This is a genomic window from Arenibacter catalasegens, from assembly GCF_002909235.1.
In the GTDB taxonomy this organism is placed as follows: domain Bacteria; phylum Bacteroidota; class Bacteroidia; order Flavobacteriales; family Flavobacteriaceae; genus Arenibacter; species Arenibacter catalasegens.
In genome coordinates this window covers 42,014-55,437 of sequence record NZ_PHQQ01000009.1, presented here as the reverse complement: position 1 = coordinate 55,437, position 13,424 = coordinate 42,014, and the positions used below count along the sequence as shown (strand labels likewise).

Annotated in this window: 14 protein-coding genes; 6 read left to right on the top strand and 8 right to left on the bottom strand. The window is 36.0% G+C overall.

The features are described from left to right. Positions 1–179: 179 nt before the first annotated feature. On the top strand, positions 180–821 hold the full coding sequence (locus tag CWD90_RS09160; protein ID WP_103475653.1) for a response regulator transcription factor: 642 nt from the start codon (positions 180–182) through the stop codon (positions 819–821). A gap of 243 nt (positions 822–1,064) precedes the next feature. Here the strand turns inward: CWD90_RS09160 and CWD90_RS09155 are convergent, their stop codons facing one another. From CWD90_RS09155 to CWD90_RS09120, 8 genes are all read right to left on the bottom strand, one after another. Beyond that, positions 1,065–1,820, bottom strand: coding sequence for a LytR/AlgR family response regulator transcription factor (locus CWD90_RS09155; protein WP_103475652.1), 756 nt, complete (start codon positions 1,818–1,820; stop codon positions 1,065–1,067). Positions 1,821–1,853: 33 nt separating this feature from the next. Then, on the bottom strand, positions 1,854–2,726 hold the full coding sequence (menA, locus tag CWD90_RS09150) for a 1,4-dihydroxy-2-naphthoate octaprenyltransferase (RefSeq protein ID WP_317045715.1): 873 nt from the start codon (positions 2,724–2,726) through the stop codon (positions 1,854–1,856). A gap of 37 nt (positions 2,727–2,763) precedes the next feature. Then, positions 2,764–3,375: an SPOR domain-containing protein gene (locus CWD90_RS09145; RefSeq protein ID WP_103475650.1), complete on the bottom strand. Its 612-nt coding sequence runs from the start codon at positions 3,373–3,375 to the stop codon at positions 2,764–2,766. Positions 3,376–3,556: 181 nt separating this feature from the next. Further along, positions 3,557–4,387: a CvfB family protein gene (locus tag CWD90_RS09140; RefSeq protein ID WP_103475649.1), complete on the bottom strand. Its 831-nt coding sequence runs from the start codon at positions 4,385–4,387 to the stop codon at positions 3,557–3,559. An 88-nt stretch (positions 4,388–4,475) separates the two neighbouring features. Next, positions 4,476–4,820 carry a DUF2853 family protein gene (locus tag CWD90_RS09135; RefSeq protein WP_103475648.1) on the bottom strand — a complete coding sequence of 115 codons (345 nt, stop codon included), beginning with the start codon at positions 4,818–4,820 and terminating at the stop codon, positions 4,476–4,478. A gap of 39 nt (positions 4,821–4,859) precedes the next feature. Continuing rightward, the gene (gene menD, locus CWD90_RS09130; RefSeq protein ID WP_103475647.1) at positions 4,860–6,611 is read right to left on the bottom strand and encodes a 2-succinyl-5-enolpyruvyl-6-hydroxy-3-cyclohexene-1-carboxylic-acid synthase; all 1,752 of its coding nucleotides are present in this window, start codon (positions 6,609–6,611) and stop codon (positions 4,860–4,862) included. A 56-nt stretch (positions 6,612–6,667) separates the two neighbouring features. Beyond that, positions 6,668–7,777, bottom strand: coding sequence for a chorismate-binding protein (locus CWD90_RS09125; protein ID WP_103475646.1), 1,110 nt, complete (start codon positions 7,775–7,777; stop codon positions 6,668–6,670). Between the two features lies 1 nt (position 7,778). Then, positions 7,779–8,201: a PaaI family thioesterase gene (locus tag CWD90_RS09120; RefSeq protein ID WP_103475645.1), complete on the bottom strand. Its 423-nt coding sequence runs from the start codon at positions 8,199–8,201 to the stop codon at positions 7,779–7,781. Positions 8,202–8,272: 71 nt separating this feature from the next. Here CWD90_RS09120 and CWD90_RS09115 point away from each other — a divergent pair, with 71 nt between their 5' ends. From CWD90_RS09115 to CWD90_RS09095, 5 genes are all read left to right on the top strand, one after another. Next, a complete protein-coding gene (locus CWD90_RS09115; RefSeq protein ID WP_103475644.1) occupies positions 8,273–8,920 on the top strand; it encodes an alpha/beta hydrolase in 648 nt (215 codons plus the stop codon). Continuing rightward, entirely contained in the window at positions 8,917–9,465 is a 549-nt protein-coding gene (locus CWD90_RS09110) for a GNAT family N-acetyltransferase (protein WP_103475643.1), read from the top strand. The genes CWD90_RS09115 and CWD90_RS09110 overlap by 4 nt, the downstream gene beginning before the upstream one ends. Before the next feature lie 199 nt (positions 9,466–9,664). Next, complete coding sequence (locus CWD90_RS09105; RefSeq protein ID WP_103475642.1) at positions 9,665–10,384, top strand: Crp/Fnr family transcriptional regulator; 720 nt, start codon at positions 9,665–9,667, stop codon at positions 10,382–10,384. Positions 10,385–10,504: 120 nt separating this feature from the next. Then, positions 10,505–11,017 (top strand): hypothetical protein, encoded by a 513-nt coding sequence (locus CWD90_RS09100; protein ID WP_157941185.1) that lies wholly within the window; start codon positions 10,505–10,507, stop codon positions 11,015–11,017. Between the two features lie 519 nt (positions 11,018–11,536). Next, positions 11,537–13,399, top strand: coding sequence for a DNA topoisomerase IV subunit B (locus tag CWD90_RS09095; RefSeq protein ID WP_103475640.1), 1,863 nt, complete (start codon positions 11,537–11,539; stop codon positions 13,397–13,399). Positions 13,400–13,424: the final 25 nt, after the last annotated feature.

Here is a 13,424-nt window from a genome sequence, read left to right as displayed (position 1 = left end):
ATCGGTATAAGTAGAGTGACCCTTTGGAGTATCAGTTATTAGTTTAATTGAATTACGCCGAATATCCTTAGAATAAACTTTCCATACCAACTTGAATATGTATCGTACGTTTCCACATGTAATCCATGGCCATTCAAAATTAAGATAAGCATTAAAGAATTCCCCAAATCCCAAAATATATGAAATCCAATGTTCTGAAAATTATTGTAATAGACAACCATCTATCATTTCACGAGGCTTACAGCTATTATTTTGAAACATACAAAGAATATTCGCTTGTAGGAGTGTACGCTTCTGTCAAGGACGCTCTACTGGATTACGACAATGTCCTGCCTGATATTATTGTTTCCGAAGTTTCTATGCCGGAAGGTTGTGGTATTGAAGGAATTGGACACTTTCGGAAAAAGGATTCCAAGGTTAAAATTATCATGATAAGTGCCGAAAGTGATTTCGAGACTGTAAAAAAAGCCTTTAAAAATATGGCTAATGGCTATCTCACAAAACCAGTAAACATAAACAGTCTATACCATGCCTTGAATGCCATAAAATACGAAGGGGCAACCATAAGCAATGATATTGCAAAGAAAATAATTTCTATGTTCCAAAGAAAATCATATGCCGCATTTTCAGAAAGGGAAAACGAAATTATTGATCATTTAAGCCAGGGAGCAACCTATAAAACAATTGCTGATAATTTATATGTTACCCCAAGCACTATAAATTTTCACATTCAAAATATATACTTAAAATTGAATGTGAACTCAAAATCGGAGGCCTTGACTAAATTGAGGGAAATGGAACGTTCTACAAGTCTAATTTAAATGAATCGACATTGTATGGTTATATAACTACGCTTAATTTTATTAGATTTTTTTTTACGGAGCTAAAAATAAAAACATTCCTAAATAACGGTTCCAAAGAAAAGGATATACAGGTTAAAATTATAAATGTGTTCTACCAGCACTTTACATAATCACTTAAAGATTTTACCTATCCAACCCCACCCATAAAACAGAAAAAAGGCGCCCTAAAGCACCTTTTTTCTGTTTTTACCAGGCTATTACTTAAGAATTCATAGCCGATATTATAAATTCCTTAAATTCTTTTGAAATAGGAATCAGGGTATTGTTTATTAAAATATCCTTGGAGTTAATGGCATCTATATGATCCACATTAACGATATAGGATTTATGTGCCCTATAAAATTTCTGTTGTGGTAATTTCTCTAAATAATCCTTCAACGGGGAACGTACCAAAAACTTTTTATCTACCGTATTTACTTCCAGATAAACGTTATCCGCCTTTATGAACTGTATATCTCCAAACTGGATTCGATAATACAAATGTTGTTTTTTAACAAAAATGGAATCCTTCAAAACTTTGTTGGACATTAACCTGTCATCTTCCTCTTCTTGACTTACTCCTGCCCCATTATTTTTAACGGAAATAAAGTTAGAAAGTGCAATTTCGATGGAAGTATACAAATCCTGTTGCTCAAAAGGCTTAACCAAATACCCATTTGGCTTTACGGTCTTAGCATTTTCCACAGTTGCCCGATCGGAATTGGATGTCACAAAAATAAAGGGAATATTATAGTTTTCTCGGATGTGCTTGCCCAAGTCGATACCAGTTTTATCCGAGGCCAAAATTATGTCGATCAGCACAAGATCAACTTCCTTATTTTTTAATACCTCAACTGCCTGTTCGTACACAATAACATTGTCTACGATTTCGTATCCAATCTCCTCCAACATAGATTGCATGTCATCTGCAATAATCACGTTGTCCTCTACAATAAGAATTCTAATTGGTTGTTCCAAAGTGTATTTATTTGATTGGTTATTTACTCAAAACTACAAAAAATTATTATAACTAAAATAAAACAGAATTGCCAATAGAAATGTACTAAGTGCCAATTTCTTCAATTCAGGATCAAGTAGAATTGTATTTTTAAGCTTCCACATTTTATTTAGATGTATAAAGATAGGTACAAATGCCAATAAATGAATAGTATTTTTCCAATTCTGGTAATTTACTATAGTAAAGGCTAAAATGCTTATAAAACTCAATATAATAAGTAAAACATGATATTTTTTACCGTTTAGCACACCCATCTTAACAATCAAGGTATTTTTATTGGAAAGCTTATCGGACTGATAGTCCCTTAAATTATTAAGATTCAGTACTCCGGTACTCAATAGTCCAATAGTTATTGCCGGTAAAACAGGGGTCGCGTATAGTGCTTTTGTATAAAGAAACATGGACCCCAATACCCCTAGCAATCCAAAAAACAGAAATACAAATAAATCGCCCAAACCTTTATATCCGTAGGCCGAGGATCCAATAGTATATTTTATGGCCGCCCATATACTTAAAATTCCCAAGGCACCAAAAATAATACTGAACAACAAATTTTTAGTACCAAATGAGCTGTATAAAAGGGAAATAACTAAAATAACACAAACAGCAATCGAAAATAAAATACCATTCTTAAGTTCTGTTCGGGATAATTGCCCACTTTGAAGGGCACGCTTAGGTCCTACCCTATTTTCATTATCAGTGCCTTTAACACCATCGCCATAGTCATTGGCAAAATTAGAGGTAACCTGAAATGCTACGGTAGTGAACATAGCAAATACAAAAATATCCCATTGAAATTGGCCATACATACTTCCTAGAGCTGTACCCACCACTATTCCTGACAACGAAAGAGGAAGTGTCCTCAATCTGGCCGCACTTATCCACGCTTTTAATTTAAGCAATTTAATACGGGTCTTCTATTTCTACACGCTTTCCTTCTTTGTATGAAGCTACGAAGGCATCCTCAAAGCCCATTTTCACCAATTGAAACCTAAAAGACCTAGCTTCTTCCAAGGTTTCAAAATTACCCAAGGAATAAGAATAAAAAGGATTTGCTTTTGCAAATATTGTATTGCTAAGCGATTCTGAAGCAAGGGTTATATTGTTGTCTACAAAGGATTTAACCTGTACAGAGTAAATTTTTTCTTTATCCAAAAACTTTTTGGCCAAATAAAATTCCTTTACCAAGCTAAGTTCTTCATTCTGCTCTTTAAGATTATCAATTCTAGCTTTTATGACATCCAAGCTATCTATAGATACCAGGAGATTATTTCTAAGGTTATTCCTGTTTTCAAAATTGGATGACCTAATAAAACCGGCGTTATAGGAGAAAACGGCCAAAGTACCTATTAAAAAAAGCACCGTAACACTGCCAAAAAGATTTCGCTGTATCTTACTTCGCTTTAATTCCTTGTTCTTGTATTTAATTTGATCCAATAGACGCTCATTTATAATTTGAGCCTTGTCAATGTCTTTATGCAATTCTAATAAATCACTTTCCTCTATGAATGGCATAGGCTAATTATTTAAGGGGTGAATTCTAAAAGTAATAAAAATAAATCGACTATTTATATTTTTAAACTTCGATGTTGTAAAAGTAATAGTTTTTGTAGTAAAACGACAACAAATCAAGGTCAAAAATCTATAAAATATTGAACTCCATTTATTTAAAACCGATTAATTAAACAAAGCCATTTTATATTAAGCGAATGCTATCGGCTTTGATTTCTATTTTACGCTCTTTATACAATGCCCCTACCCCCTTTTTAAATGTCTTCTTGCTCATCTGCATTATTTTCTTAATATCCTCAGGGTCAGATTTGTCATGTAAATTTAAGACCCCTCCATTGGCTACAAGTTTTTCATAAATTAGATTAGCGGCCGGCTCCAAACTTTGGTATCCTATGGGCTGCAAACTAACATCAATCTTATTGTCGGGTCTAATATTCTTGATATACCCTTCTAATTTATCCCCTACGGCTACCTTTTTAAATATTTCGTTGGAATAGACCAAACCTTTGTGCTTATGGTTGATAATAACTTCCCATCCCAAATCTGTAAGCCTAGTAACCACTAGATCTACCTTGTCCAGTGCGTCTACGGTCAATTCATCATTGGATAAAAACTTATCCAGTTTATTCGAAGCCACTAATCTATCCGTTTTTTCATCCAAATAGCAGTAAACAACATACCATTGACCATCCATCATTTTATTACGTTGTTCCCGAAAAGGAACCAATAAATGCTTTTCCAATCCCCAATCCATAAAAGCTCCGTATTCGTTTACTTCGGCTACTTGAAGCAATTGAAACTGATTAACGGTGACAAATGGTATTAATGTAGTTGCCACAATTCTCTCTTCGTGATCCAAATAGCAAAAAACTTCTATGTTATCTCCGATCTCAAACTCTTCCGGCACATATTTATTGGGCAGCAAAACATCATTATCCTCGTCATCGCCCAAAAAGAGACCTACTGTAGTATCCCTTAGTATTTCTAAATTGTTATATTTCCCAAGTGCTATCATGCGGCAAAAATACGTTTAAAAAGAATCTCTATAAAAAAAAGCCGCTCTTTTTAAAGGAACGGCTTTTACATATAATTCTATACGAATATTATTTCTTATAAACGGCTTCCTTCTTGAAGTGTTTTGCCAGCATATAATAAACCACTGCTCGGTGTTTACTCTTCACAGAACTACCATACTTGTCTGTAACGCTTTTTATAGCATCCATCAATTGTGGGCTATCATTTAACCCAAGTTTTTTAATTAAGAAGTTATTTTTGACCGTTTGCAATTCTTTGTCATCCGATCCGGAAACTTTTGAGGCATCCATATTATAAATAGATGGCCCTAATCCGATGGTGACCTTGGTCAATAAATCCATATTCGGCGTTTCACCAAATTTGTCTTTGATGTCTGCAGCATATTTTTCGATCAATTCGTCTCTTTTGCTCATAATAGTTAATATTCTTATAATGATTAGATTTATATTCTTCTAAGATATAAAATCAAAATAACTAAGCAAAATTTTGTCATTTAATAATCTCGGGGTTTTAATTTCCAATATCTTAGGTTTTTTGGACTCTTTATAAAGATTGTCTAAGGCCTTTTTTAAGTCGATTTTATTCGAAACTGATTCAAATCCAAACTTATACATTTCAGCAAGGTGCCGAATCTCAATATTATGAGTTGTCTCAAAGAAGGTATTAAAGTTACTGCTTTCCTCTTTTCCTGGTAAAATCCTAAAAATACCTCCCCCGTCATTGTTGATGACAATAATCCTGAAATTTGGCTTAATATAATTATTCCACAAGCCGTTGCTATCATATAGAAAGCTTAAATCGCCAGTAACCAATAATGTTGGGTTTGTATCATATATTGAAGCACCTACTGCAGTAGAAGTGCTACCATCAATACCACTGGTGCCACGATTGCAAAAAACGCGGATAGAGGGGTCTAAATCGAACAATTGTGCATATCTAACCGTAGAACTATTGGACAATTGTAATTGATAATTCTTGGGGAGGCTGTCCAAAACCTCATGGAACACCAACATGTCAGAAAATGCCAATGTGCTTAAATACTCTTTTCTTTTTGACTTATAATGAACCTTTTTAGCTGCCCAATACGCATAATAGCCACTTTCCCTGGCGGGACTTCCTTCTAAAACATATTTAAAAAAATCATTGGGACTTGTCTTAAAATGCTTTTTCAGGCAAAAAAAGGTGTTATTCGCTTTTTTGGTATCAACATGCCAGTGCAGTACAGGGGAATAACCCCTTAAAAATGCTTTAATTTTCTTTGAAACAATTAGCCCCCCAAAAGTTAGCACAATTTCCGGTTGTAACATTTTGAACAATTGCTCCCTGTTCCCAGATTTCTCAATTGGAGCTATGATACTGTCTATATTGGGAAAAAAGTTGGGGTGAAATAAATTGGATGTACTTTCTGTCAATACTATAACCGATGGATCTTTTGCCAATATGTCCAAATACTGCCGCTCTACTGCATTCGGTGGATTTACGCCAACAAGAACCATTTTTCGAGAAGAACTTTGCCATGTTTTAAGATATTCCTGCCATTCCACTATACCACTTTCTTCTTGGACCGGTGTATAATTAACCTGTGGTAAAGGATCGGACATGTCTATAGTCTGATACAAGGGCTCCTCGAAAGGAATATTTATATGTACTGGCGTACTATTCGAGATGGCTATCTGCATTGCCTTTTCAAGTTCTGCATCATTAAACTTTTGAACCTGTGCCTGGGATTTAGTTTCGTCCGGCCCTAATCGATTTGGGTCGTATTTTCGTATTTTATCGGTAGCATGACAAATATCCAGCATTAGGTTTGCAGAATACCCAATGTGGTTATCAAAAACATTCTCTTGCCTAATGGTCTGTCCGTCCCCAATATCCACTTTATAACGTGGCCTATCGGCCGATAAGACTATTAAGGGGATGTCACTATAAAATGCCTCTGCAATAGCGGGATAATAGTTTAAAAGCGCACTACCGGAAGTACATAAAACCACGGTTGGTTCCATCAACTGTTGTGCTATGCCCAATGCAAAAAATGCCGCAGATCTCTCGTCTACAATACTAAAGCATTTAAAAAATGGGTCTTCATAAAAACTAATGGTCAAGGGCGCATTTCTTGATCCCGGAGAAATAATTATATTTTTTATGCCCCTTGCTTTGCAATGATGGACAACTGACCTTGCGGAGGGAATACTAGAATATTTCATTACAGCAAAAATACAACGCAGCTAATTCTAAAACCAATTCAATTTCTCTTTTTAGTTTACTTTAAAACTATATTCAACATGGTACTACTTTTATCCTTTGTCTCTTGCCATTCCTTTTCTGGCACCGATCTCTTAGTTATTCCACCCCCTACATATATCTTAACGCTATTTCCCAATATTTGCATACATCTTAAATTTACATACAAGGAGGTTCTGTTCTTTATGGTCCTATAGGCTCTATTTTCTTGATTTTTCCTAGATGACGGCCTTGTTACATCTTCTTTAAAATTTAGTTCGCCCAAAAAGCCGGTATAGAACTGTCGTTCATAACCCTCATTCTTTAGGATAAACTCCTTTGCTCCCATTTTCGGCACTCCGCAAACAGCGGGTGTTGGATGTAATGCCTTAATAATGTCTTCGAGACCCGAAGTACTCATGTTGCCAGAAACGGATGTTTTTATATGCCAAAGATTTCCCGCCCTTGTCGAATTAGCCTCGGACACCAAAAGTGAGGTAACCTTTCCCTTCAAGGAATCGTGGATAAATTGGGTTACCATTTCTTGTTCCTCTAGCTCCTTTTCCTCCCATTTTGGGGTTTCCTCTCCGTGATGTAATTGAGTCCCCGCTAGGGACATAGTTTTGAATTGATTGTTCCTGGTTTCTAGAAATATTTCTGGAGTAGCCCCCAACCACATTCCAATTTTCGGGTGAAACCAGATGTAACAAAAAGCCTTTGCATATTGGTGCAACAGTTCACTGAACAAAACAAAAGGAGTCTTGGTTGTTTTCAAATCAATACTTCTGGAAAGAACCACTTTATTGATTTCGCCCGAATCAATTTTGACAATCGCCTTTTTAATTAATTTGAGATAAAAATCCTTATCCAAGTCCTGTTCTAGTATAGAGATTACAGAATTAGTAGAAAAACTAGGGTTTGATTCAAAAGCTTCAACATAAGCTTCATCGTTTTCAATTAAAATCGTTGGACTTTGCCCATCGAAAGGGGCAAAAACAAAGCCACTTTCTGAAAAGTCGTTCACATAATGCAATTCCTGGTCCTTTTGAAATATCACCTTTACTTCAACTTCATTCGGTTTCCTATAGGCAACAAAAGGAAGATCTTTGTGGAACTGTGTACTAATTTGATCCAAAAAACTTAAAGACATACTATTTCTTAGGTAATGATACTGTAGTTAATTTACAAACTGAAATTAGGTTTCCATCCACATCCGTTACCTTAATATCCCAAATTTGTGTTGTACGCCCCTTGTGCAGAATAACCGCCTTAGCAAAAACATCACCCTCACGAATACTCTTAACATGGTTGGCTGAAATTTCCAATCCACGAATAAAAAATTCCTTTGTATCCAAAAAAATAAAACATCCAGCACTTGCTACACTTTCCGCCAAAGCTACTGTTGCCCCCCCATGTAAAACACCGTCCGGTTGATGAACTTTAGAAGTAACGGGCATTTTGGCCAACAAAAAATTTTCTCCAACATCTATATACTCGATTTCCAAGGTTTCCATTAAAGTTCCCTTGCTGGACTCGTTACAAATTCTGAGTATTTTTTCTTTGTAATCGTTCATGTATTAATTTTTTGTAAAATTAAGCATTAGAAATTCAACTTTTGTGTTACTTTATCCCTTATCTGAAAATCATGGAACTTCAAGAAAAGCAAATCTCATATACGACTACAAATACGTATAACACCTTGAATACACTAGGTAACAATACCAAAAACGTTTGGATAGTTTTTCACGGTATAGGGTTTTTAAGCAAATACTTTCTTAAATATTTTATTGGGTTAGCCAAAGATGAAAATTACATTATTGCACCCCAAGCTCCCGCGAAATATTATTTGAATACAGAATACAAACATGTTGGCGCCAGTTGGCTTACCAAAGAGAATAGACTTACCGAAACGAAAAATGTCCTAAGCTATATGGACAATCTGTATGCTTCAGAAAAAATTCCAGACCATTGCCAGCTCATTATACTGGGATTTTCCCAAGGGGTATCTATTGCCACACGTTGGATAGCGAATAGTAAAATCAGCTTTGACCAATTAATATTATATGCTGGGGGAATTCCGGAAGAACTTACCCCCGAAGATTTTAAATTTTCAGAATCCAAAAATGCCCAGATAAAATTAGTGATCGGCAACAAGGACGAATATATCACCGAAGTCCGTCTAAAAAGGGAACAGGAAAAAGCTAGTTCCCTGTTTAGCGGAAGGGCAGAATTAATTAAATTCGAGGGTGGACACGAAATTAAAAAGGACATAATTAATAATCTGATCAAATGAGAAGCCCTAGCCCTACCCTGGAAAATGATTTTGTTAAACTAGCCCCTTTAACTTTAAGCAATTACCATTTGCTGTCGCCCATTGCCTGTCAAGAAAAACTTGTGCAATACTCTCCTTCGGATATAGCGTCCGCCGGAGCATTAAAAAAATATGTGGAAGAGGCTGTTGAAAAGGAAAAAAGCTTTGCGGCAATGCCGTTTATTATTTATGACAAAAAAATGGCAACCTACGCCGGTAGTACCCGATTCATGAACATAGCCTACAAAAATAAAGTTCTTGAAATAGGCGCTACTTGGATAGGCCGCGAATTTCACGGAACAGGACTAAATGGACAGGTAAAATTACTTATGCTCAATTATGCTTTTAATGAAATGCACTTCGAAAAAGTCGAATTTAGAATTGACGAGCGTAATGTCCCCTCCCGAAAGGCCGTTGAAAAGTTAGGTGCAAAATTGGAAGGTATCTTACGCAAAAATGTTTACCTAATGGATGGTTATAAAAGGAATACCTGTTGCTACGGTATTTTAAAAGATGAATGGAACTGATAAAAAGATTTAGAATCTGGGGAATTGGCATATAATTATTTGTCGGCCAAATCACAATTAAAAAAAATTAAAGTTTTTTTATCGTACTTTTAATTCCCCTCTTCAATAATATAGAAGCTATAAAAGCACACCGCTTTTCAGGTGTATTTGACCAATTAGAGACCTCCCTGCCAAATCATATCAGTTTGAATCTAGGTTTATGAACAGTGGACTAAAGCAATATGGATACTATTACGAAACTTTAAGGCAAAATAGTCTATTCTCCGAAATTCAAAACGACTCCCTAAAAACACTCCTTGAAATTGCAAGTAATCAATTATGGCCAAAAAAAACATGTGTTCTGAACACAGATCATTCACTGCATAAATTTTACATTTTAATTTCAGGCAAAATAAAGGAGTACAATTATGAGAATAGTGTAAATAGGGAGATCATCCATGCAATATTGACAAAAAATGATTTTTTTAATGTGTGCACCCTAATGAATGGTCATGCTAGCAAACTTTACTATGAAGTATTGTCCACCGCTGAATTAATTTGGATTCCTATGGATTTAATGCGGCTATGGATTAGGGAAAATCCAAGAATTATTGACCCAATCATGAACTATTTGGTAAGCAAAACCGAGAAATTAGAAGACAAAGTATTTGACCTTTGTTCTTTGGACACCTCCACCCGCTTGGCAAAATTATTGATTGCCCATTTAAACAAGGAGACCAATAAAATTGAATTGATCAATGGGCTTTCCAATACCATACTAGCAGGCTTAATTGGTACTACAAGGGCCGTACTTAATCGTCACCTACAAGAATTTAAAGAAATTGGTATACTGCAAATTAATGGTGGGGATTTAGAAATAATCAACTTACCTCTTTTAGTTCAAAAACTTCAGGTCGTTCCGAAGCAGCAAAATTCCTAAAGAGCCACGTTTTCAATTTTATCACAACACTATGTTAAATGTCCTTAGCTGCTACTTAGGTAGCAGCTAAGGACATTTAGATAAGGTAATTTTAGGATACAACTGTAAAATCTATCTATCATGAAAAATTCGCTCATTGTACTCGGCATTTTATGCTCTACGTATATGGGGTATTCCCAAAAGCTCATTAAAGCCGTTAATCTGGAAGAAGTAACCATCTCTCCTATTTTGAACCATTCCTATCGCAATGTGGTATATGTGGAAGCCACTCCTGATTTTGTGAAAAACTTACAGACTGAAGCAGCAGCCTATGATGTCCGTAAAGACCCGGAATACTATAAAAGCCCATCCCCATACGTAGTTTATTTCGCCCAAACCAACGGAAGTATTATTGCTACTTATGACCCTTATGGCAGAGTTATATCTACTTTGGAGAGGTTTAAAGATGTAACACCTCCCCAACCCGTTCGAAATAGTGTATATGTAAAATACCCTAATTGGACAATGGATAAAAACCGCTATATGGTTACCTACTATAAAGGCAAAAGGCCGACCAAAATTTATCAATTAAAACTAAGGAAAGGCAATGTAAAAAAGAAACTAAAAGTTGATGCCGATGGCAAGATTTTATAACTTGTCCAAATTAATGGCTAGGTGCACATCAATGGTTTTCTCGAGTAATTCCAAGGCGCCTCTGTGTTATAATTCTGTTCTATAAAAAAATTGCCCACCTATCTACCAATGTTTCCTAAATTATTGTTTATTACTTGGGTAACTTTCCTTTTATTATTAAATTTATGGGATGTTACCCAAGTAATTGCTCAATTTATAATGACGCTGCCATTAATACTATCGGGATAGTATTTCTGTATTAAAAGTTGGTGATGTAGTATAATTACTATTTCCAATGGCATAGACCTAGTTTTGAATACAAAATATTCAACGTGAACAACAACTCCCTGGTGTAGCTTTAACCAACTTCACGTCTAAAATTTGGTTCATAAGTTTAGGATCAAGGACTTTTATTTCACTTAAGTCCGCAATACTATCAACAAATCATTAGTTTCCTTTGTTAATTACTTTAACGCGTAGGGGTTTCATCTTTTTGTAACACTTGCTATATTAGCAACACTTTGGAAAACGCCCTAGACCATGTCAGATAACACCCAATACACAGAAGACAACATTCGCTCATTAGACTGGAAAGAACATATCCGGATGCGTCCGGGCATGTACATTGGTAAATTGGGTGATGGATCCTCGGCAGATGATGGCATTTACATCCTCCTAAAGGAGGTTATAGATAACTGTATCGATGAATTTGTAATGGGTGCAGGCAAGACCATTGATATCGCAATAAAGGATAATGTCGTGAATGTACGCGATTATGGCCGTGGAATACCCTTGGGCAAAGTAGTGGACGTAGTTTCCAAAATGAACACTGGCGGTAAGTACGATTCAAGGGCATTTAAAAAATCGGTAGGTCTTAATGGGGTTGGTACCAAGGCAGTAAACGCTTTGTCCAGCTTTTTCAAAGTAGAGTCCTCAAGGGACAATATGTTAAAAACCGCTGAATTTCAGCAAGGAAACCTTGTTGGGGAAATAGGCCCTGAAGACACCTCAAAACGCAAGGGAACAAAAGTATCCTTTACCCCTGATGAAATTATCTTTAAAAAATATAAGTACAGGAACGAGTATGTGGAGCGTATGCTCAAGAACTATGTTTATCTAAATCCGGGCTTAACGATCATTTTCAACGGTGAGAAATTTTTCTCTGAAAATGGACTCAAAGATCTCTTGGAGGACAACAATAGTTTAGAGGATATGACCTACCCTATAATTCATTTAAAGGGTAACGATATTGAGATTGCCATCACCCATAGCAAGACCCAATACAGTGAGGAATACCATTCGTTTGTAAACGGCCAGAACACTACTCAGGGCGGAACACATCAAACGGCATTTCGGGAAGCAATAGTAAAAACGATAAGGGATTTTTATGGTAAAAATTATGAGCCTTCCGATATAAGAAAATCCATTATTTCGGCCATAGCCATAAAAGTTATGGAACCTGTTTTTGAGAGTCAGACAAAGACCAAATTGGGGTCTACCGATATGGGTGGCGATTTACCAACCGTAAGAACCTATATCAATGATTTTGTTGGCACCCAGCTCAACAACTACCTTCATAAGAATCCTGACACGGCGGAAAAGCTCCAGCGTAAAATAATGCAGGCAGAGCGGGAGCGGAAAGAGCTCTCTGGTATTAGAAAACTGGCGAAGGACAGGGCCAAAAAATCCAACCTTCACAACAAGAAATTAAGGGATTGTAGAGTTCATTTAGCGGATTCAAAAAATAATCGCTGTTTGGAAAGCACCTTATTCATTACTGAGGGCGATTCAGCTTCCGGATCTATAACCAAGTCTAGGGACGTAAATACCCAAGCTGTGTTTAGTTTAAGGGGGAAACCCTTGAACTCATACGGCATGTCCAAAAAAATCGTATACGAAAACGAAGAGTTCAACCTACTCCAGGCCGCATTGAATATAGAGGAATCCATGGAGGACCTGAGATATAACAAAATAGTGATTGCAACAGATGCTGATGTAGACGGAATGCACATTCGCTTATTACTAATTACATTCTTTCTTCAATTTTTTCCGGAACTAATTAAAGAAAATCACTTATATATACTACAGACGCCCTTGTTTAGGGTCCGTAACAAAAAAGACACTTATTACTGCTATAGTCATGAAGAAAAATTACAGGCCATTGAAAAGTTAACAGGAAAGCCAGAATTAACCCGATTTAAGGGATTGGGTGAAATATCGCCGGATGAGTTTCAACATTTCATTGGTGAAGACATAAGATTGGAGCCAGTGATGCTAGACAAATCTGTGCCTATTGAAACCATGTTAGAGTTTTATATGGGCAAAAACACCCCTGACCGGCAAGAATTTATCATAAAAAACCTTAAAGTAGAGGTAGACCTAATTGAGGAAAACCAATTATAAACCAAACTAATACGAATCTTTCTTT

Coding starts and splice junctions, on each gene's coding strand:
- CWD90_RS09160 (WP_103475653.1), top strand. CDS start 180: ATGAAATCCAATGTTCTGAAAATTATTGTAATAGACAACCATCTATCA.
- CWD90_RS09145 (WP_103475650.1), bottom strand. CDS start 3,375: ATGCCATTCATAGAGGAAAGTGATTTATTAGAATTGCATAAAGACATT.
- CWD90_RS09140 (WP_103475649.1), bottom strand. CDS start 4,387: ATGATAGCACTTGGGAAATATAACAATTTAGAAATACTAAGGGATACT.
- CWD90_RS09135 (WP_103475648.1), bottom strand. CDS start 4,820: ATGAGCAAAAGAGACGAATTGATCGAAAAATATGCTGCAGACATCAAA.
- menD (WP_103475647.1), bottom strand. CDS start 6,611: ATGAAATATTCTAGTATTCCCTCCGCAAGGTCAGTTGTCCATCATTGC.
- CWD90_RS09125 (WP_103475646.1), bottom strand. CDS start 7,777: ATGTCTTTAAGTTTTTTGGATCAAATTAGTACACAGTTCCACAAAGAT.
- CWD90_RS09120 (WP_103475645.1), bottom strand. CDS start 8,201: ATGAACGATTACAAAGAAAAAATACTCAGAATTTGTAACGAGTCCAGC.
- CWD90_RS09115 (WP_103475644.1), top strand. CDS start 8,273: ATGGAACTTCAAGAAAAGCAAATCTCATATACGACTACAAATACGTAT.
- CWD90_RS09110 (WP_103475643.1), top strand. CDS start 8,917: ATGAGAAGCCCTAGCCCTACCCTGGAAAATGATTTTGTTAAACTAGCC.
- CWD90_RS09105 (WP_103475642.1), top strand. CDS start 9,665: ATGAACAGTGGACTAAAGCAATATGGATACTATTACGAAACTTTAAGG.
- CWD90_RS09100 (WP_157941185.1), top strand. CDS start 10,505: ATGAAAAATTCGCTCATTGTACTCGGCATTTTATGCTCTACGTATATG.
- CWD90_RS09095 (WP_103475640.1), top strand. CDS start 11,537: ATGTCAGATAACACCCAATACACAGAAGACAACATTCGCTCATTAGAC.